Source organism: Paenibacillus sp. MER 99-2 (assembly GCF_023714095.1).
Classification (GTDB): domain Bacteria; phylum Bacillota; class Bacilli; order Paenibacillales; family Paenibacillaceae; genus Paenibacillus.
The window spans coordinates 180995-201460 of record NZ_JAMAUZ010000007.1; the positions used below are offsets into that span (position 1 = coordinate 180995).

At 45.2% G+C, this 20466-nt stretch carries 15 protein-coding genes and 2 tRNA genes; 13 read left to right on the top strand and 4 right to left on the bottom strand.

The genetic code is table 11. From position 1 onward, the window contains the following. Positions 1-2 precede the first annotated feature (2 nt). From M3636_RS23390 to M3636_RS23420, 7 genes are all read left to right on the top strand, one after another. On the top strand, positions 3-626 hold the full coding sequence (locus M3636_RS23390; protein WP_251384212.1) for an XTP/dITP diphosphatase: 624 nt from the start codon (positions 3-5) through the stop codon (positions 624-626). 304 nt (positions 627-930) lie between these two features. After that, complete coding sequence (locus tag M3636_RS23395; protein ID WP_251384213.1) at positions 931-1773, top strand: STM4015 family protein; 843 nt, start codon at positions 931-933, stop codon at positions 1771-1773. Positions 1774-1775: 2 nt separating this feature from the next. Then, a complete protein-coding gene (locus tag M3636_RS23400; RefSeq protein WP_251384214.1) occupies positions 1776-3011 on the top strand; it encodes an STM4014 family protein in 1236 nt (411 codons plus the stop codon). Continuing rightward, on the top strand, positions 3004-3789 hold the full coding sequence (locus M3636_RS23405) for an STM4013/SEN3800 family hydrolase (RefSeq protein ID WP_128103325.1): 786 nt from the start codon (positions 3004-3006) through the stop codon (positions 3787-3789). Before M3636_RS23400 ends, M3636_RS23405 begins: the two co-directional genes overlap by 8 nt. 220 nt (positions 3790-4009) lie before the next feature. Next, positions 4010-5386, top strand: coding sequence for an STM4012 family radical SAM protein (locus tag M3636_RS23410; RefSeq protein WP_128104579.1), 1377 nt, complete (start codon positions 4010-4012; stop codon positions 5384-5386). Continuing rightward, positions 5383-6246 carry an STM4011 family radical SAM protein gene (locus M3636_RS23415; protein WP_128103324.1) on the top strand — a complete coding sequence of 288 codons (864 nt, stop codon included), beginning with the start codon at positions 5383-5385 and terminating at the stop codon, positions 6244-6246. Before M3636_RS23410 ends, M3636_RS23415 begins: the two co-directional genes overlap by 4 nt. A 329-nt stretch (positions 6247-6575) precedes the next feature. Further along, positions 6576-8270 (top strand): methyl-accepting chemotaxis protein, encoded by a 1695-nt coding sequence (locus M3636_RS23420; RefSeq protein WP_251384215.1) that lies wholly within the window; start codon positions 6576-6578, stop codon positions 8268-8270. 177 nt (positions 8271-8447) lie between these two features. Here the strand turns inward: M3636_RS23420 and asnB are convergent, their stop codons facing one another. Beyond that, entirely contained in the window at positions 8448-10292 is a 1845-nt protein-coding gene (gene asnB / locus M3636_RS23425; RefSeq protein WP_251384216.1) for an asparagine synthase (glutamine-hydrolyzing), read from the bottom strand. A 190-nt stretch (positions 10293-10482) separates the two neighbouring features. On the opposite strand from asnB, the gene M3636_RS23430 reads away from it, so the two are divergent. After that, positions 10483-10782 carry a hypothetical protein gene (locus M3636_RS23430; RefSeq protein WP_251384217.1) on the top strand — a complete coding sequence of 100 codons (300 nt, stop codon included), beginning with the start codon at positions 10483-10485 and terminating at the stop codon, positions 10780-10782. A 24-nt stretch (positions 10783-10806) separates the two neighbouring features. Then, entirely contained in the window at positions 10807-11163 is a 357-nt protein-coding gene (locus M3636_RS23435; RefSeq protein WP_251384218.1) for a hypothetical protein, read from the top strand. A gap of 78 nt (positions 11164-11241) precedes the next feature. Here the strand turns inward: M3636_RS23435 and M3636_RS23440 are convergent, their stop codons facing one another. Further along, positions 11242-11535 carry a magnetosome magnetite crystal formation protein family gene (locus M3636_RS23440; protein WP_056702834.1) on the bottom strand — a complete coding sequence of 98 codons (294 nt, stop codon included), beginning with the start codon at positions 11533-11535 and terminating at the stop codon, positions 11242-11244. Positions 11536-11846: 311 nt separating this feature from the next. Here M3636_RS23440 and M3636_RS23445 point away from each other — a divergent pair. From M3636_RS23445 to M3636_RS23460, 3 genes are all read left to right on the top strand, one after another. Next, positions 11847-11920: transfer RNA gene (locus M3636_RS23445), tRNA-Arg, on the top strand. Positions 11921-12245: 325 nt separating this feature from the next. After that, positions 12246-13019, top strand: a complete 774-nt coding sequence (locus M3636_RS23450; RefSeq protein ID WP_251384219.1) for a class I SAM-dependent methyltransferase — start codon at positions 12246-12248, stop codon at positions 13017-13019. Between the two features lie 401 nt (positions 13020-13420). Continuing rightward, on the top strand, positions 13421-17467 hold the full coding sequence (locus M3636_RS23460; protein ID WP_285859174.1) for a S8 family serine peptidase: 4047 nt from the start codon (positions 13421-13423) through the stop codon (positions 17465-17467). A 140-nt stretch (positions 17468-17607) separates the two neighbouring features. Here the strand turns inward: M3636_RS23460 and M3636_RS23465 are convergent, their stop codons facing one another. Both M3636_RS23465 and M3636_RS23470 read right to left on the bottom strand, forming a co-directional pair. Continuing rightward, the gene (locus M3636_RS23465; protein WP_251384220.1) at positions 17608-18837 is read right to left on the bottom strand and encodes a CynX/NimT family MFS transporter; all 1230 of its coding nucleotides are present in this window, start codon (positions 18835-18837) and stop codon (positions 17608-17610) included. 159 nt (positions 18838-18996) lie between these two features. After that, positions 18997-19070, bottom strand: a tRNA-Arg gene (locus tag M3636_RS23470). A gap of 359 nt (positions 19071-19429) precedes the next feature. Here M3636_RS23470 and M3636_RS23475 point away from each other — a divergent pair. Continuing rightward, complete coding sequence (locus tag M3636_RS23475) at positions 19430-20362, top strand: hypothetical protein (protein ID WP_128104578.1); 933 nt, start codon at positions 19430-19432, stop codon at positions 20360-20362. Positions 20363-20466: the final 104 nt, after the last annotated feature.

Consider the following 20466-nt stretch of genomic DNA (forward strand, 5'->3'; position numbering starts at 1 on the left):
GCATGAGCTTGGATAGTTCCATTATCATTGTTGCTACCCGTAATCAAGGGAAAGTAAGAGAGTTCGCTCATGCCTTTGCTCCCCTTGGCAAAGAGGTCAAGAGCATGTTTGATTATCCTGAACTACCAGATGTCGTTGAGGATGGCGTAACGTTTGCGGAGAATGCGTGGAAGAAAGCCAAAACCGTAGGCGATGCGCTTGGTCTTCCGGTACTCGCTGACGATTCCGGGTTATGCGTTGATCTATTAGACGGAGATCCAGGAGTATATTCAGCAAGATATGCAGGTGAAGGGGCAACGGATGAGCAGAACAATGCTAAATTGCTGGATGCGCTTGAAACGTTGAAATCTGGGGAAGATACAGAGCAACCGTTGCTTAGTCCTGCACGCTTTGTCTGTGCGTTGGTGTTGTACGATCCAGCAACCGGAGATAAGTTTGAGGCGGAAGGCACTGCGGAAGGCTGGATTACGGCTGAAGCAGCAGGTGCTGGTGGCTTTGGATATGATCCACTCTTCTATGTGCCTGAGTACGAGATGACTATGGCTGAATTGACGCTTGAACAGAAACAAGCCATCAGTCACCGCGGCCATGCACTTAGAGCACTCGTTTCCAGACTGGCGAATTAAAGAGGTTATCCAAACGTTTGGTTTGCAATGAACAGACTTATGGGTAAGTCTATATCGGTTCTGCAAGAATGAAAGCATGAATAGTAGGACACGTCATTTTATGCAATGACCATTCTGCTATTCGTGCTTTTTTTGTGCTTTTGATGAGAACGTGAGTTCTTATACCTATGATCACCAATTGGAGTTTTGCACGTTTGAGAATCGAGTTGGGACTAGAGTTGGAAGAAGTTGCAAGCTTCATACGGGATGGGGTAACATTCATGATAACGACCAATTATTGAACTCAAACGGAGGGGATTGGCTTATGCAGGAAGTGAAGCTTACAGTATCTTATGATGACTATGAGAATGGAATTCGAATTGAGAATTTACTTGAAGAACTTGCCGCTAAACCGGAAAGTCGCACACTCGAAAGTTTGGTCATTGGAGATTGGGGACAAGCTTACGAGACTTCACCTGATGATTTCATAGCTAAGCTTGTTGAGCTGGCTCCAAATTTTCCGTCGCTGAAGAAATTGTTTATCGGGGATATGGGTTTCGAAGAGTGTGAAGTATCTTGGATTATCCAAACAGATCTAACGCCATTATTAAGAACGTTTCCTCAATTAAAATCGTTCTGGATTAAAGGAAGCAATGACCTTAGTCTGGAACCGTTGGAGCATGCAAACCTTGAAGAACTGGTGATTATTTGTGGGGGCTTACCGAAAAAAGTAATATCCTCCGTTACTCATGCCAATTTACCTGAGCTACGGAAGCTGGAGTTATATTTAGGTGTCGAAGATTATGGCTTCGATGGTTCATTAGAGGATGTAAGCCCGCTGTTTGAACAGGGAAGATTTCCGAAACTCGTGTATCTGGGTCTGAAAGATAGTGAAATTCAGGATGAGATCGCACAGGCAATTGCTGAGGCTCCTATTCTGGATCAACTTGAAGTGTTGGATCTCTCCCAGGGCACTTTATCGGATGCAGGAGCTAAGGCTCTTCTAGCTAGCGACAAGATCAAAAAATTAAAGCATCTGGATCTGAGCTATCACTATATGACGGACGAAATGCTCATTCAATGGAAACGTTCGGGGATTTCTGTCGATGTGAGTGATCAGCAGCAAAGCGATGAGGATGACTGGCGGTATCCGTCCTTGACGGAATAAAGGTGAGCGAAGAACGACCTTTTCTGCTTATTGGGAATCCGGATAATCGGCGTACATTTGCTTTGCAGCAAGCGAGATTGAGGCAAGGGTTGAAACCTGCAGTGGTATTGTCCTATATTGATTTGCTACATACGTGGAGGCAAGGAGGGACACTCAGGGATGCAGTCTCAGAAGTGAATTCACAAGGTGTAGGCCAAGAAGATGCTGACGATTATTCATTCTTCATACGAATGGATGCACCGGGAGAGAACTGGAATGTGGAACGTGAACTCTTGTCTCTGGGTGCGAGCGTATACTCGGCGCTTCATCAGGAAGATCACCGTATGATGGTTCCGCAGGAACAGGCGTTGTTGCTAGAGCAGGAGTGGGGGAGGATCTACGCTCCTGCTCAATGGTTTGAAGGCTGGAAGGCGTGTTTGGAACGAATAGACAAGGAAGTTCAGCAATTCTTCCCATCTGCTCGCTTTTTGAATCATCCTACAGACATCATAACCATGTTTGATAAAAGGCGATGCCAGCAGCAATTGCATGCTAACGGTGTGACCATACCGCCTTCGCTTCAAGCTGATGTTCCGATTCGGAGTTATGGCGAGTTACGTACGGCTATGAAGTCTGAAGGGATGCACCGTGTATTTGTTAAACTCGCTTGTGGCTCAGGCGCTTCAGGTGTAGTAGCATATCAGTTCAACCCACGAACGGGTGCTGAGATTGCTATAACAACTGTGGGAATGGAGCGGAATGGGGCAGAAGTGATTTTTTATAATGAAGGTAGCATGCGCAGATATACCCGTACGGAAGAGATTAGAATTCTTTTGGACTGGTTATGTGCGGAAGGAGCACAGATTGAACGCTGGATGGCGAAATCAACCATAGGCTCACGTGTATTTGATGTTCGTCAGCTTGTCGCTGGTGGACAGGTGGGTCACGCAATCGTTCGTCTAAGCAAGACACCGATCACGAACCTTCATTTAAGGAATGATCGTCTGCTGCCTACGGAGGCGGGATTGAAGGATGAACAGATGTTATTAATTCAGAACGCTGCCCAAGCGGCACTGTCTGCATTTCCGAACTCATGGTCTGCAGGAATCGATGTCATGCTCAGTGGAACTGAACCACGTGCTTACGTTCTGGATGTTAACCCGTTTGGGGATCTCTTATATCGGGTACAGCATCATGGGCTGGGTACATATGATTGGCAAATGGAACTGTTACGAAAGGAGCCCGATTACTATGCCTGATATGAACACCATCGTGGGCTCTCATGATCTATTAATGATTACGCTCGATACGTTGAGGTATGACGTGGCCAAATTGGAAGAATCGAATTGTCCCAACTTGTGCGGCACAGGTTCATGGGAGAAACGGCATACGCCCGGCAGCTTCACTTATGCGGCACACCATGCTTTTTTTGGTGGTTTTATGCCAACGCCTGCCAATACGGACAAAGCTTCTCATGTGCGGTTGTTTCATTCCCGGAATACGGGATTGAAGACTCATCCTCATACGTGGCTATTTGATACGCCCGATATCGTGTCTGGACTTGCGGCTGAGGGATATCGCACAGTATGCATTGGCGGTGTTATTTTTTTTACAAAGAAAAACCCGCTTGCCAAAGTGCTCCCTGGATATTTCCAGCAGAGCTATTGGCGTATGAACTTTGGAGTGACGAACCCTCGTTCAACCGAGAATCAGGTGCAGCATGCATTGAAACTGCTCAAGCAAATTCCGCCGGAGGAGAAGCTGTTTCTATTCCTGAATGTCTCGGCTATTCATGGTCCGAATCGGTATTTTGTAGAGGGAGCCAGAGAAGACTCCATTGAGACGCAGCGAGCTGCGCTACGTTATGTCGATCAAGCGCTCGGACCGTTATTTGAAGCGATGAGGGAACGTTCAAGGCCTACATTTTGCCTCGCGTTTTCCGATCATGGAACCGCATATGGTGAGGATGGCTATCAAGGACATCGCTTGGCACATGATGTCGTCTGGAACGTGCCGTATCGTGAATTTGTGTTATAGATATAGTGAATATTCAATAAAGTACGACTTTCAGTACCGAGAAGATGGGATGAAGGTAGAAATGGAGTAGCGGAGCGTAGGGAAACTACGTGAGCAACGGACATTTCGGCTGAATTCCATATTCGATGCTGAGGATGCCTTTTGGCATCCTTTGTAATCAAAGTCGTACTTAAAATAAACCGGAGATAGGAGGAAACCGATGGATAGTCAAGATTACACAATGACAACAGGTCATTCCGTAAAGTCCGGGTCGTCCAATACAGCTACAAGTCTTAGAGAAGTCCTTACATCGCCGTATCGTTCGTATTTGTACTCTTATCCTCATAAGACAGCCTATCGTGAGCTAGATCCACCTATGCCACTCGCACCGTTATGGGAACGTGAGAACACAGATACTTATTTTTTGTATATGCACATCCCGTTTTGTGCAGCACGTTGTGGATTCTGCAACCTGTTTACATTACCAGATCGGCGAGATGATACGCATGAGCGTTATGTGGATGCCTTGGAGCGTCAAGCGAAACAATGGGCACCAATTACTTCACGTAGACCCTATTCACGTTTCGCTATCGGTGGAGGAACACCTACGCTATTAAACGAAGTACAGTTAAATCGACTGTTTGATATTGCGGAAAATGTGATGGGTCTTAACCCACAACAAGCCTCCATCTCAGTAGAGACATCTCCCGATACGGTAACAGATGCCAAGCTTGCCATTATGAAGGGGCGAAGTGTCGATCGTGTGAGTATGGGTATCCAGAGCTTCATTGAAGCAGAGGCTTCGGCGATCTATCGCCCGCAGAAACCGCAGGAAGTGGAGCGAGCTCTCGAAAAGCTAACAAAATATGATTTTCCACTATTGAATCTGGATCTAATCTATGGTCTACCTGGACAGACCGTTGAATCATGGCTGTATTCGCTGGAACGTGTCCTTGCGTATGAACCGGGTGAGATTTTCATATATCCACTTTATACGCGAGAGAATACGATTGTGAAACCGGATGATATAGAGCGCCAGGGGCCGGACATTCGGATGGAGCTATACAGAGCGGCACGGGAGACCTTGAAGAATCGCGGATATGTGCAGTATTCCATGCGCAGATTTGCCAAGGAACAATCCTCTACGGGAGCGAAGGTACTTTTACCTTATAGCTGTCAGGAGGAAGGCATGGTCGGACTTGGCTGCGGGGCTCGCTCATATACAAGCGAAGTGCACTATGCTTCGAAGTACGGGGTTAGTTACAAAGCGACGCAGAGCATCATAGCAGATTATGTGGCTACGGAGCGATATGATGTGGCTGACTATGGAATTGTGCTGAGTCATGAGGAGCAGAAGCGGAGATTCATTCTCAAAGCGCTTCTTCACCGAGAGGGCTTAGCGTTACAGGATTATGATCAGCGATTTGGAACAAATGTGATGTCCGATTACAGCTGGCTTGGTGAATTGCTGACCGAAGGAATGGCGGAGCTTAAGACGGAAATGGGTGTGGAATTCTTACGTTTGACAGAAGAAGGGCTAGGGTACTCGGATGCCATTGGAGATTGGTTAATATCATCCGAAATCCGTGAACAAATGGAAGGGTTTGTATTCTCATGAGAGCCACCTTATATTATCGCGGCAAGCTGTCATCTTGTAACTACGACTGCCCCTATTGTCCGTTCAGTAAAACGGTAGATTCCAAAGAGACGCTGGCGCTGGACGAACAGCAACTACGTCAATTTGTAAACTGGGTGAGAGAACAGGAGGGTACAGGAGACCAATTTTCCATTTTCTTTAATCCGTATGGAGAAGCATTGGTTCGGCGTTGGTACCGTGAAGCGATGGTAGAGCTATCCCATATGCCTCATGTAGATAAAATTGCTGTGCAGACCAATCTATCTGTCAAACTGGATTGGGCTCGAGAACTTAACAAGCACAAAGCGGCATTCTGGGCAACATATCATCCGCGTGAAACGAAAGAGTCTTCCTTTGTGAAACAGTGTATGACTTTGCGAGAAATGAGCATTGGATTCAGTGTAGGCACGGTGGGATTACGTAGCGCCTTCCCTGCTATTCAATCGATGAGGGAGCATCTACCGAGCGATGTGTATATGTGGGTCAATGCCTTCAAGGATCGCCCCAAGTATTACACCCCAGAGGAAATTCAGTTTTTGCGGCAGATTGACCCGCTTTTTGAAGGTAATCTGCAGGATTATGACAGCTTGGGCAAGCGTTGTGCGGCTGGTTCTAATGTGTTTTATGTGCAAGGGTCAGGACATGTAAAGAGATGTTACAAAGATCGCCGGATCATTGGACATTTGTATCGCGATGGTTTAGAAGCTTTGGCGGCAGACCGTCCTTGTAGCATGAAGAAATGTGGTTGTTATATTGGCTACATTCATATGGAAGATTCACCGTTTAGAGACATTTTCGGCACCGGACTTCTTGAGCGAAATCCAGAGTTGATCCACCGTTAAGATCATGATTGGCACTCATTTATAAGACTAAAGACTTTATTTCAGCCGGGCAAGCTGAGTAAAGTCTTTTTTATTTAGGTCTAAAGTTTCAAAGTTATAAAATTTGGATATAAGTTGTGTAGTATAATGTCGAATTCGTCTCAATAAATATGAAATATAGTATAGATTGATACTTAAGACCTAATTGTTGTGTGTGAGTATGCTAACAAAATTAAATTGTCGCAAATTTATTTATCCAGATCTGCACTGAAAGGGGGATAGGGGTGATTTAGTCAGGCTTAATACATATGGAGACTAGCAAGGCATTTTAAGCAGGCGGGGGAAAAGACATGAAAAGAATATCCATTAGCGTGAAACTTTTGTTGAGTTTTTTGACAGTGCTTACATTATTGGCTGCCGTGGTTGTAATTTCGTATATGCAATTTATCTCCGTTGAGCGAACGTTTACGGATTTAATTAACGAGCGAACATCCAAACTGTTAACGGTCAAAAACATGGTCATTGATGTGAAATCCCAGCAAGTAGAATTAAGAAACTTCATAACACAAGAAAATGATCAGAGCGAGCAAGCGTTCACATCATACTATGAGGATTATCATAAATTAAGTGAAGAGTTACGAGCAAATAGCACCACTCAAACGATGATCGACCTGTTGGATCGCTCGGATCGCACTGCAGAGGAATATTATGCATTTGGTCAAGATGTGATTGAGTCCAAGAAGCAAGGTAGAACTAGCGAGATGACAAGCTTAATGTTGGAAACGGGGCCTTCACTCGTTGCTGAATTTGAGGAAATCGTCACCGCTATGGAAGCGCATCAGCAGAATTCGCTCAACACAGGTATTGTCAATGCCAATGCACTCATTCAACAAACTCTCCGGTTGATCGTTATTATCGGGATCGCCTCTATTGTACTGGGGACAGTTGTTGCATTGGTGATGGGGCGAATGATTTCCAAACCCGTTGCCAAAGTAGCCCATGCGGCAAGCCGGATTGCCGATGGAGATCTGACAGGTGAAGCCATTGTTGTTCGTAACCGGGACGAAATAGGAGATATGGCTCAATCATTCAACAAGATGGTGGATAACCTACGTCTTCTAATTCATCAAGTAGGTAACAATGCGGATCGGGTGGCTGCATCATCCGAAGAGCTAACAGCTAGTACAGAGCAGACCGCCTCAGCGACAGAGCAGGTTGCTGTAACGATGGAGGAAATTGCAACAGGAATGGATACGCAGGTGAAAATGGTTGGAGATGGATTCCAGACGATCACTGAATTGTCGAACGGTTTTCAACAGATGACTGTGAACACACAGAATATGTCGGATGAAGCAACTCGTGCATCAGCCAGAACAGTGCATGGTAATGAGGCCGTTCAATCTGCTGTTGGGCAAATGAACTCGATACATGAGACTGTGCGAACACTTTCTACAGTCATTGAAGAGTTGGGCAAACATTCTCAGGAGATTGGAACCATGGTGGAGAGTATATCCGAAATCTCTGCGCAAACGAATCTGCTATCCCTCAATGCGGCGATTGAAGCGGCAAGAGCTGGTGAGCATGGTCGTGGGTTCGAGGTTGTTGCTAGCGAGGTACGGAAGTTATCGGATCAATCGGCAAAATCTGCTGAACAGATTAGTATACTTGTCGCTGCGATCCGTACGGGGATGGATAACGCAGCGCAGTCTATGGAAAATGTGAATACAGAGGTTCAAGAAGGAATAGAGCTTGTTCATAAAGCAGGCAGTACCTTTGAGGAGATTCGCGAAGCGGTAAGTAATGTCGCGGGTCAAACTCAGGAGGTGTCTGCATCTATTGAGCAAATGGCTGCGGGCGTGGAGCAGATTAATGTGTCCATGCAAACCATTATGGAAGTGACGGAGAATGCGGCTGCAGGAACGGAAGAGGTTAGCGCGACCTCGGAGGAACAATTATCCGCGATGCAAGAGATTGCTTCGGCGGCGAATGACCTATCGTCTATGGCGGAAGAATTGCAGCAGTCTATTAATCGTTTCAAAGTGTGATGGGATGGATGAGATATTATAAAAGAAAATGGATACTACGTTTTGCGTTCGAGATTAGGTTCATTGGCTTCATTCGTTAGCAGCAGTAAGCTCTAAAACAGTAAAAGGGTGTCTGGTAAACAACAAGTCTGTTGTTTCACCAGGCACCTTTTTTACGCATGAGCAATCCTTATTGCTTTAACGAATCGCCACGTTATACGTCCGTAGCCAAGAGTTGATCTGAGTTAAATAAGCAAATAATTGTGGGCCGGACATTAATTGCCCGAACCATGGCAGGTTCGAAGCTGCATCTGGAGAAGAGGCGAGTCTGCGAATTTGCGCTTTGTCGATTAAAGGCAATATTGGAGAGCTGGCATCGTCCAGAATCTCAAGCACTTGTTGTTTGACTGCAGCCAAATATTCAGGATTATGTGTTTTGGGATATGGACTCTTTTTACGGTATAAAACATCGTCTGGCAGTACGCCTTCGAGTGCTTTACGGAGGATTCCCTTTTCTCTACCACCGGTTATTTTCATTTCCCAGGGAATGTTAAATACGTATTGAATCAGGCGATGATCACAGTAAGGTACACGTACTTCCAGTCCTGCGCCCATACTCATTCGATCTTTACGATCAAGCAGTGTAGGCATGAATCGCGTGATATTAAGATAGGACATCACCCGCATTTGAGCAGCTTTACCTGTTTCACCAGCGAGTAAAGGTACTTCAGCTACAGCGTCGGAATAGCGGTCCGCAAGATAGTCCAGTGGCCGAATCCATTCGCGTACATCTGGGGATAGCAATCCCGCTCGCATATCTGGAGCAACGGACCAAGGGAACGTACCTGAATTAAGCATTTCATCCCGATGGAACCATGGATATCCTCCAAAAACTTCATCTGCAGCTTCTCCTGAGATAGCTACGGTGGCTCCTTTCTTGATTTCTTTACAGAACAAATAGAGCGAGGAATCCACATCCGCCATACCTGGTAAATCACGTACAAGCATTGCTTGAGTCAGAGCCTTTACGAGCTCACCGTTCTCAATCTCAATCCAGTGATGATCTGTTTTCAGTTCGTCTACCATACGCTGTATCCAAGGGCCGTCAGCACCGGGCTGGAAGGAATGAGCCTGAAAGTGCTTCGCGTTATCGACATAATCAACCGAATATGTGCTCACTTGGCCTTGACCGGTCCGATTGTAATAGTCTACTGCGAGTGCTGACAGAGCACTGGAATCGAGACCTCCGGATAAGAGAGAACATACCGGAACATCAGAGGCGAGTTGGCGCTCCAAGGTATCTTGTAACAAACGACGTACTTCGGCCGCTGTTGCGTCTAGATCATGCTCATGGGGTACGCTTTCCAGCTTCCAATAAGGGTAGGTTCGGATTCCGTTCCTGTTGAAGATAAGTGCATGAGCAGGTTTCAGTTCGTGAAGAGAAGAGTACACGCCGTGTCCCGGTGTCCGCGCAGGGCCAACAATAAATACTTCTGCCAGCCCTTCCGGCCCTACAGCAGCTTCTACATCTGGATGATGCAATAGTGATTTGGGCTCAGAGCCGAACACGAGAGCATCTTTTTCATTGCTGTAAAAAAGAGGTTTGACGCCAAGCCGGTCTCTCGCCATAAATACCTGCTCGCGTCCGCCGTCCCAGATAGCAAAAGCAAATATGCCGTTAAACCGGTCAACACAAGCCGGTCCCCATTCGATGTAAGAGGCGAGCAATACTTCTGTATCACATTGCGTGCGGAAGTGATGCCCACGCTGAAGCAGTTCCTTTTTAAGTTCGGGAGCATTGTATAGTTCTCCGTTATACACAACGGTATAGGAGCTGTCTCCTTGTAACGCATGCATCGGCTGAGCTCCGTTCTCTGGATCCATTACGCTGAGTCGCCGATGTCCAAAAGCACAAGGATTGGAAATCCATGTACCTGAAGCGTCAGGTCCTCGGTTCGACAAACTGTCCGTCATTCGGACCAGCAGCTCCGATTCCTGGGTCAAATCCCGATTCCACTGTATGAAGCCGGTTATACCGCACATGGTTGTTCATCCTTTCTTAGTCGAGTCGTTGATCTGAGTGGTGTTTGCAGAGCTAAGCTCTGCCAATATGTTCGTTTCCGTCAGAGTTCGTAACAAATATATGCCGAAAGTAGGCATAAAATGTCTGTCCTCTTCGGAAACTACCTCTAGGGATAACAGCCTCAAGCATGCTGTGAAGGAGAGAATTGTGATGGAAGGTACCACCTATTATGTATCCGTGGTTGGGCGTTCCGTGCTGCCTGATCAGCACACTTCAACCTATGAGTGGGTCATTCAGGCGACACTTCAGGAGGCTGAGCATTTAAGAGGGCTTCTTCAACTGATGCAGGAAAAAGAAGAAGAGGCCTTTCCGGGAATGGTGTTCCCTTGGCCTGATACTCCTGAGGAGTCTGTGAATCGTGCCTACGAAGAAGCATTACAGCGAGTGTATCGGGAAATTTATGAGTTAGGAACACCGGAAACCCGTTCTGTCATTGAACAAAGTACATGAATGAACAAAGGAGCGCGATAAGGAATGTATGCAATTCAGGATGCTAAAATACGTAGATTAACCGAAGTAGATGGATTGGCTTGTGCTGAAGTGGAGGTGCAACCTGGAAACGCAGGAGATCCTTCTTTACTTGTATATGTAGCTGCAACTGCTCCAACGAATACATTGGAAATTGTACGAGTTGTCCGTAACCACTCAGATGCTGTTCTGGATTGGTACAATAATAATATGCATACTGCCTTTGAAGATGCTACTGAAACGGCATTTGAAAACAGTGAAGGGACGACTGCGTTAGAAGACAAAGCCAAATTTCAAAGTGAGTTGTTTGCATTTGGCTTGCTCGGTCCCACGTTACAAAGGTATTTAGTTGGTCAAGCTTAATCTGGATGGAATACAGCAAAAAACCCGCTGAGTTTAGCGGGTTTTCGTGTTATCTACGAGCCATATGGCATAGGTAGTTCAGGCATATTCACGCAGTACTTGAATTCCCTTGAACACATTGTACACAAAGCTCAGGCCGTAAATAATAAAGAACAGAATGACAAATCCAAAAGCCGAAGCGACGCTCTGGGCAGTCACGAAAAAGTAAATCAAAGGAATTGCCGCGATGAAGGGGAATATGTGTGAAAATAAAGCTCGCTTGGCGTGCCCCTCAATATAACGATCCCGTGCAACAATCCACACAATGATTGGGAACAGGAAAGGGGCAAAGAAGATGCTAAAGTAGGATAATGCGGATAGTAACTGTCTCATATCGGATCTCTCCTTTATTCGTTTCATTCATAAGTATGTATGCAAAAGATTACCCATTAGGTCAGGTCACAAACCGATCTTACGGTTATTTGATTAGATGGGGGGCTTGATATCCATAGTGCCCGCTTTTTGCCATCATATTCGCTAGTTTAATTGCACATGTGTTATTTGTTGTGAAGACAAAGTGTAGTGTGTTAAACGAGTTGTTTGAAGCATTAATGATGAAAATTATTAATTTTTTCATAAAAGTATTGAAAAATATTGAAATGAGCGTATAATAGAGATCACGCGGTATTTTTTAATACATATTTGTCTCAGTAGCTCAGCAGGATAGAGCAACGGCCTTCTAAGCCGTCGGTCGGGGGTTCGAATCCCTCCTGGGACGTAAGAAAAAGACTTCCTTCGGGAAGTTTTTTTGCGTTCAAGGGATGAGAACCCCAATGGTTCGTCGGAGCATGAGCTTCGTTAGGATTACTTCGCAGTCTCGACTAAAAGGAGAGTATCCCTCCTGGGACGTAAGAAAAAAGACTTCCTTCGGGAAGTTTTTTTGCGTCCTGGGGATTAGAACCCCGACGGTTCGTCGGAGCATAGGCTTCGTTAGGATTTTGTTATAGTTATTACCTATCATATATATAATATTTATATATTTTATTAATAAGATGTTTTGTGCCACAATACATGTATCAACGATGAAAGCGTAGGTGGTACAGATGCAGTCATTGAATCAATGGAAGGCAGATGAATACGACAATAAACTGGCTTTTGTTTCGGGGTACGGCAAAAATCTCATTTCGTGGCTACAGCCTAAGAAGGGGGAATATATATTAGACTTGGGCTGTGGAACAGGAGATCTAACACATGAGATATCTTTGTGCGAGGTTGAGATAGTTGGTATTGATGCGTCCTCAGATATGATTCGGCGTGCGCGTGATAAATATCCCCATCTGGAATTTAAGGCAGGGGACGGTCATTATTTTGAGACAAACCGGCTTTTTGATGCCATCTTCTCTAATGCCGCTCTACATTGGATGCGTGATCCCGAGCTTGTGGTCAGCAGCATATGGAATGCTTTGAAGCCGGGAGGTCGTTTTGTGGCTGAGTTTGGCGGGAAAGGTAACGTTGACATTATTGTTCATGCACTGGAAGAAGTGATAGAGCGTAGCACAGGTATGGATGCATCAGCTAGAAATCCGTGGTATTTTCCAACGATCGGAGAATATAGCTCTCTTTTGGAGAAGCAGGGATTTATGGTGCGACAGGCCTATCATTATGACCGACCTACTAAGCTATCCGATGGAGATCGGGGAATCGAGGGGTGGTTGTCCCAATTTGGCGGAGATTATTTTCAAGGGCTAGATACAAAGCAGATCCAAGAGATATGTCTCGAAACAAGCAAACGCGTTGTGCCGCAGCTCTGGAAAGAAGATGCGATCTATGCTGATTATAAACGTTTACGGGTGGAAGCGGTGAAACCTGTTATTTAGATAACAAAGGCAATTAAGTTGTTATGTGAATTAAAATGGATTAGGGATAATCTCAGCAAGTCTAACCTTTGTGTGGATTGTGCATTACAATGACCAGGGATCAGAATCCTCTTTCATAGAGGTTTTTGATCCTTTATTTGGTTGGTCCTACTCGGCATGGAATGATATCGACAAAAAATGCAATTTTAATGTTTTTTAGGTACATAAGAACCATATAAGTAATTTCTATATCATTTTTGTTATTATTTAGAAGGAAAATGTGGTATTTTGGTAGAATAATTTACCAAGGGTCAATCCTCTTGCAGATTGGAAGGTGAAATTGTCGCAGGTATTGCAGTGCTTGTTAGCGCAGGAACCCATCATTTGGTGAGGTATTCACATTATAAAGGAGGGGCATAGCCTTGAGTAAACGATTGATATCCATGTTATTAAGTGTTCTTATGATGTTTTCTATTATTCTACCAGCGGCTGGAGCCGCTCCCGCAGATTCAGTTGTTCTGCTTGAGAATATGCCAAGCAAGGCCGAAGCGAAACAGTGGAGGGATATTCTTGCAGGGCGAGAGGCTAGGCTTGCAGCAGATCCATTTTTGGATGAAAGCTTGGAAGGTCTAGGCGGAGAGAATACACGAGTCATCGTTGAGCTTTCCGATAAACCCGTCGCTGTAGCGCAAGGTGAATCAACCCTCGAAGGAAAATCTTTTACCTCCTCTATGGAAACAAAGGCTGTGACTCAAGTCGAGCAGCAACAACAGTCATTTGTACATAGCCTCACTCAGAAAAAAATCAAACATGAAGTATTGGAAAATTACGCATATGCCCTGAATGGTGTAGCCATTGAAGTGAAGGGAAACCAATTGGGACAATTGCTTCGCATACCTGGTGTAGTCAGTATTTATCCGGATCTGGAAGTTACACTGGGCCCTGAAACGGATGAAGTCAATCCGTATATGAAAGACACAGCTCCTTTTATTGGTGCGCCTGAAGTATGGGATCTGGGTTACAAAGGAAATGGCATCAAAGTCGGCGTGATTGATACAGGAATTGATTACGAGCACCCGAACTTGCAGGAAGCTTACAAGGGTGGATGGGATTTTGTAGACAACGACAATGATCCTTATGAAGCGACCTATCAAGAATGGAAAGTTTCTGGTCAACCTGAGTTTAATGCTAATGGAAGTGCTTATTATACCTCTCATGGTACGCACGTAGCGGGTACAATTGCAGCTCGTGAAGCAGGAGATTATGGTATTGTGGGCGTTGCTCCTGAAGCTGATGTTTATGCTTATCGTGTTCTTGGGCCTTACGGCAGTGGTCAAACCTCTTGGGTACTTGGGGGAATAGACCGTTCCGTTGAAGATGGTATGGATGTCATTAACCTCTCTTTGGGAAATGCAGCGAATGACCCAAGTTATGTTACATCGGTAGCCCTTAACAATGCGATGCTGTCTGGTGTTACAGCGGTAGTAGCGAGTGGTAACAGTGGACCTAACCGGTACACACTTGGTTCTCCTGGTGCGTCAGCTATGGCTATTACGGTGGGTAACTCTACTGGGCCTAGCCAGCTGATTACAGCTAATACTCATTTTGCAATTGGTGAAGTGGGCGATGGAACGTTACCAGAGCAACAACCTGAGTTAGAGCAGTCTCCGGAACTTGGAACAGCACCTGAAACAGAAGTACCTGTTGTTCAGGATCAAGGCACAGAGCTATCCACACCTGAGGAAGAAGTGGCAGTGACTGCCCCTGAAGAAAGTACAGCAAGTGAGGAGTCATTGACTTCAGATGAAGCTGTTTCTACCAATTCAGAGACAGATGGAAGTGCAGCAGAAGCAACTGCTGATGTTGAGGAGTTAAATGAAGAAGAGCTTGCCACAGAAAATAATGCTCAACCAGCTTCGCCTTCTGCCACAGAAGAAGCTTCTATTGAAGCTGCTGTTACAGTAGAAGAGGAGTCGGTTGTTGCTCCGACTGCAACGGAAATAGCTCCGCTGGCTGTTACAGAGTCAGTGTACCGACTCGATCTGATGGGCTGGAGTTTGTCAGCGGATCCTGAATCGGTTTTGACAGACGAATATGAGTTGGAATTCGCTGGACTTGGTAAACCGGCTGAGTTTGAAGGTAAGGATTTTACAGGAAAAGTAGCATTGATAGAGCGTGGTGAACTGGCATTTGTTGAGAAGATCGCTAATGCTAAAGCGGCTGGAGCCGTAGCTGTTATTGTATATAACAATATTCCAGGGCCAATCGGGGTAAGTCTGGGAGATAATTTTGAGCTTATTCCAACACTGAGTATGACGAAGGAAGATGGAGAGGTCATCAAGGCAGCACTCGATGCGGGACAACCCGTTGAAGTAAGCTTTAGTGATTTCGAACGTAATCAAACACCAGGCGATGAAATGAATTCATCCAGTTCCCGTGGTCCAGCGAAGGTAACTCTGGATATCAAACCAGATATCGTTGCTCCGGGTACAAGTATCCTGTCTACAATTCCGGCTTACGGCAAAGACGAGCCTGATGCAGACTACACGCAAGCTTATGATCGTAAAACAGGTACAAGTATGGCTACACCGCATGTAGCAGGTCTTATTGCATTGCTGATTGAGAAACATCCAGATTGGACACCGTTTGATATCAAAGTTGCACTTATGAACAATGGTAAGGTGCTTGATACGAACAAATTTGATGTGTTTGATCAAGGTGCAGGTCGTATCCAGGCTGTAAATACGATTGATCCTGTAGCACTGGTTAAAGTGCTGGATGTAACACAATATACAGAGAGTGGCTCGCTTGTCGAAAAAGAGAACATCACCGGAAGTATTAACTACGGTAACTTCTTGAGAACAGATGAAAAGACAGTTACCAAAACGATTAAAGTTGAAGCACTGAACGGTAGTGGTGGTGATTACACAGTCAATGTTAATCCAACTCGTACAGTTCCAGGTGTATCCGTTGCTGTAGACAAGACTTCTTTCACACTGAATGGTGAGGAAGAGCTGGCGGTTACAATTACCGTTCCTCAAGGAGTTACTGCTGTAACAGAGGCGCAAGGATATATTGAATTATCGAATGGAACGAATACTTTTACAGTGCCATATGTTGCTCATTTCAACGTTACGTTGAGTGGGGTTAAGTACATTGAAACAGTTACAGGTAATGTGAAAAATCCATTCCATTATCCATTGAAGGCTGATGGAACATTAGACACGCTTAATGTAGCCATGGAATTTTATAATCCAATGACGTTTGCACTGATTGAAATCTATGATGGTCTTGATCCAGAGGGTGGATATTATGAAGATGGATACATCGGATCTATCTTTGGTAACTATTTCAACTTCAATGCCAATGCTAGATATAATCTAGCATGGAGTGGTAACTATTCCGATTATATTACCGACGAAGTGACTGAAATTCCGGATGGTTTATACACGGTGGATATCACTACACTTGGTGCTGATGGTAAGACGTACAAAGAAGATACACCTCCATTTTTGGTGAAGAAAACAGCTCCTATTGTGACTGCACCAGAAACGTTGGAATTTAAACAAGACGAGTCTGTTGTTATTAACGGTAGTGTAGAAGACTTGTATTTCCGGGTTGCAGATGCACTCGCGAATGGCTGGAACATTGATTTTGATCCAGCGGCTTCCTTAGATGCTTCGTATGTGGTGAAAAAGGAAGATGGTTCGATTGATAAAGAGGGTTCATTCGAAATACAACCTGATGGCAACTTCAATCTTGCGTTGGAGGATAGCGCGGCAGGTAAATATACTGTTGAATTGACGGTTAAAGACCAACAGGGACTTTCCGGAACAGCGATCACTACGCTGACCATTCAATCGACGGTGACTGAACCGGAAACTCCTGCAAAAGGAGCGCCGGCAACACCTGTATTGTCTCACAATAACGGTGGTGGCAATGGCCTGCTGGAAGGTTCGTACACAGTTAGCATGAACTTGTGGTGGGGCGAGAACGCAACGAGCTACAAGTTATATGAAGATGGAGTTTTAATTGACACGCAAAAACTGACGTACAATGCTCCTGCCGCACAATTTGCTCAGACGAAAATTACGGGCAAATCGAATGGCACATATACGTATGTAGCTGAGCTAACGAATGACAAGGGAACAACGCGTAGTCAGACACTGACTGTGCGGGTTGCCAATGCATTGCCAGGAAAAGCTGTTCTTTCCCAAGACAACTGGGATGGGGATGGGAACTACAAAGTAACGATGAACTTGTGGTGGGGAACCAATGCCACGGAATACCGCCTATATGAAAATGAACAATTGATCGATACACAAGAGCTCAAAGCGGCAACGCCTCAAGCTCAGACTGCTGTCAGCGTATTGTCTGGTAAGGCATCAGGCACATACACGTATCGAGCAGAGCTGATCAACGCGGCGGGAGTGACCAGCACGGATACGATTACGGTTAAAGTAAAGTAAGGTAAAGTTTTATTGCTCTTGAGAATGTATTAATGAAGGAAAGTGTTAGAACATAACGGCCCCCATTCCGGATTTACGGGATGGAGGCCGTTTTATTTATCGTTCTATTTAAACAGAACAGACAATACAATTTTGTGGAACTAACCGATCATTCGATTCTTGCTGGCTTGAATGCCTACGATTAACAATCCGACGGCAAGGACTACTTGAACTAATAAAGGCAGAGTCCACCCTTTTGTCCAGTCATGAAGCATACCTAACAGCAATGGGCCAACAGCTGCGAGCATATATCCGAAGGATTGAGCCATACCAGACAGATTGGCGGCTTGTCTCGCATCCTTTGTACGAAGGACGAAGAACATGGTCACCAATCCAAACGAAGCTCCAGCGCCTATTCCTGCCAAGATAACACCTATAGTCACAAGGGAAGAGACTCCAGTTAACAATAAGGCGTAACCAATAATTAACGACGAACACGTTACTGTTGTCAGTATACGTTGATCTTGAGTTCGCCCGGCGAGGATTGGAACGATAAAGGTTGCGGGTACGCTCACCATCTGCATAAGCGAAAGTATCCAACCTGCTGATGTCGCACTGAAACCTTGCTCGGTGAGAATCTCTGGCAGCCAAGTAATCGTTGTATAAAAGATTAAAGACTGTAGTCCCATAAACAACGTAATAAACCAGGCGAGCGAAGAGGTTCGTAGACGCACAGGTGTGCTTTCACTCGAAGAAGTAACGTATAGACGGCGTTGACGTCCCGCGGTAGCTTGAGGTATCCACAGGAGGAGCGCTAGCAAGGATAACACTGCCCATATGCCTAACGAAGCACGCCAGCCCATAGAGGTTGCTCCGGCGATGGGTACACTGACACCTGAGGAGATTGCACCAAATATGTTCATGGACACGGAGTATAACCCGGTCACAATGCCTACCCGAAGTGGAAAGTCACGTTTGATTAAACCCGGCAACAATACGTTGCTCAACGCGATGCCACACCCCAAAATACCAGTTCCAATATACAGAGAAACAACCGAGGGCAACAGACGCAAAAGCACACCCATCGTTACAATGAGCACAGCCATTAATAGCGCAGATTCTATTCCTAGTCGTTTAGCCAAACGCGGTGCAAACGGTGATACTGCTGCAAAAGCTAGCAAGGGAAGTGAGGTCAGAAGACCAGCCAACGTATGCCCAATTCCCGTATCTGCACGGATCATTTCCACGACGGGGCCTGTTGCTGTAATAGGTGAACGCATAGTCGCGGCTATGACAATGATGCCTGCTAACAATAAGCCATATCTTTTGGTAGCGGAAGTATGGTTGGTTTCGTCATGTACTGACGAGGATTGTTGTGTTGAAGGTGACATAATTAGATCTCCTGTTTCTCCAAAGAATGATAATTAATATGTATGGATTGTTACATATCCATTCCTTAAGCATAACACTCTGTGTCAATCCAGGACAATGAATTTGGAAGAAAACCCCTAGAACGCAAAAAAACTTCCCAAAGGAAGTTTTTCTTAATACGTCCCAGGAGGGATTCGAACCCCCGACCGACGGCTTAGAAGGCCGTTGCTCTATCCTGCTGAGCTACTGAGACATGAAATTTTTCAAGCAAAAATGATTTTATCATAAATAATGATGAATATCAAACATTTTATTTACGTATTATTTTCGTATATGATATTTGGCGTCCAATGTGTTTTTTTCATTATAATTCAGGTTATGTTAGAATATCAGGAGAACTCAGAAAATAGATCCTTTTTGCTTAATATACGAGCCTTTTGCAATACATGCTAAGCATTTTTTCGATAACACGGTGTAGTTCAAGGTGATCCCAATCATCTACAGCATAATCCCGTGAACTCGATAAGAGGACGATCGAATGATGCAAAACGTGGATACATCTATTTATCATCGTTTCCAATTAAAAATTCAGGATATAGAGGAGGTGCTCTTATTAAAGAATCCACAACCCCGGAAACCGAGAACAGCAACAACATTGTACTGTTTCCCAAAACGTTGGACTATTACCAGATTCAATTGACAGTGATGCTGGAAAACGAACGCTACGGTGAAGCGATCGCGTTGCTTCGTTTTTTGTTGCAATGTCAAGGACAGGAAGAACGGCATTACGATGAATGGCGAGCTTTGCTTGAATGGCTTCAGGCTGCATTCCCTCATTATGGGGAAGAATCACCGGTCATTCGTGAGGTGCGGGAAGAAGAGGAAATCAGCGAAGAGGATATGGCTCGTCATCATGCGAAATCCAAGCTGGAACAGGATGATGGTTATGCAGATAAGCTGCTTCGGACAGTTATGGAGGAGCCGCTCTCTGAACAAACCATGTTAGCGTTAGAACAACTTGCCTATCTTGATCTTCCAGAGATTGACGATGCATTAACGAGTTGGCTGCAGGATAAGGCGCTTCATCCATTGCTACAGTTCCGTGTATTGCAGACTTTGCGACGTCGCGGTGCTCATGGTGAAGTGATATTTAGCAGAAATGAGGAGCAGGTAGAAGTCGAGATTGACACAGTACCTCTCAGGCCGGAAGAATTTCCGCTGCAGATTATTCGTATTTTGGAAAGGGTGGCGGATCAGACGGAGGTTCATGAACCTACGCTCTTTTATTTTGCCCAAGAACTGTGGATCCAGTTTGTCATGGCGGTGTATGGTACCCGCGATTATGCCTCCATGCTTGAGGAAAATGATTCCATGACGGACATTTGGGCTGCAGCACTACATATGACTGTTGCGGATAGTTTAAGCGGCTCACATAATGAAGAAGATACGCGCTCTATGTATGCTGTGACGGGATCTATGAGGTTCCGTTTGGAGCAAGCATATCGTTCAATGAAACAGTTTGTTTCTGCCGGTTTGGACGGCTAAATACGGCGGGAAACGTTTTCCTCAAACAGCATCAAGGGATTCCCCTTGAAAAAGAATGTAATCTTGTTTATACTAAAATGGTTATTTTGTACGTGATCGCCTAC

Coding starts and splice junctions, on each gene's coding strand:
- M3636_RS23390 (WP_251384212.1), top strand. CDS start 3: ATGAGCTTGGATAGTTCCATTATCATTGTTGCTACCCGTAATCAAGGG.
- M3636_RS23395 (WP_251384213.1), top strand. CDS start 931: ATGCAGGAAGTGAAGCTTACAGTATCTTATGATGACTATGAGAATGGA.
- M3636_RS23405 (WP_128103325.1), top strand. CDS start 3,004: ATGCCTGATATGAACACCATCGTGGGCTCTCATGATCTATTAATGATT.
- M3636_RS23410 (WP_128104579.1), top strand. CDS start 4,010: ATGACAACAGGTCATTCCGTAAAGTCCGGGTCGTCCAATACAGCTACA.
- M3636_RS23415 (WP_128103324.1), top strand. CDS start 5,383: ATGAGAGCCACCTTATATTATCGCGGCAAGCTGTCATCTTGTAACTAC.
- M3636_RS23420 (WP_251384215.1), top strand. CDS start 6,576: ATGAAAAGAATATCCATTAGCGTGAAACTTTTGTTGAGTTTTTTGACA.
- asnB (WP_251384216.1), bottom strand. CDS start 10,292: ATGTGCGGTATAACCGGCTTCATACAGTGGAATCGGGATTTGACCCAG.
- M3636_RS23430 (WP_251384217.1), top strand. CDS start 10,483: ATGGAAGGTACCACCTATTATGTATCCGTGGTTGGGCGTTCCGTGCTG.
- M3636_RS23435 (WP_251384218.1), top strand. CDS start 10,807: ATGTATGCAATTCAGGATGCTAAAATACGTAGATTAACCGAAGTAGAT.
- M3636_RS23440 (WP_056702834.1), bottom strand. CDS start 11,535: ATGAGACAGTTACTATCCGCATTATCCTACTTTAGCATCTTCTTTGCC.
- M3636_RS23450 (WP_251384219.1), top strand. CDS start 12,246: ATGCAGTCATTGAATCAATGGAAGGCAGATGAATACGACAATAAACTG.
- M3636_RS23465 (WP_251384220.1), bottom strand. CDS start 18,837: ATGTCACCTTCAACACAACAATCCTCGTCAGTACATGACGAAACCAAC.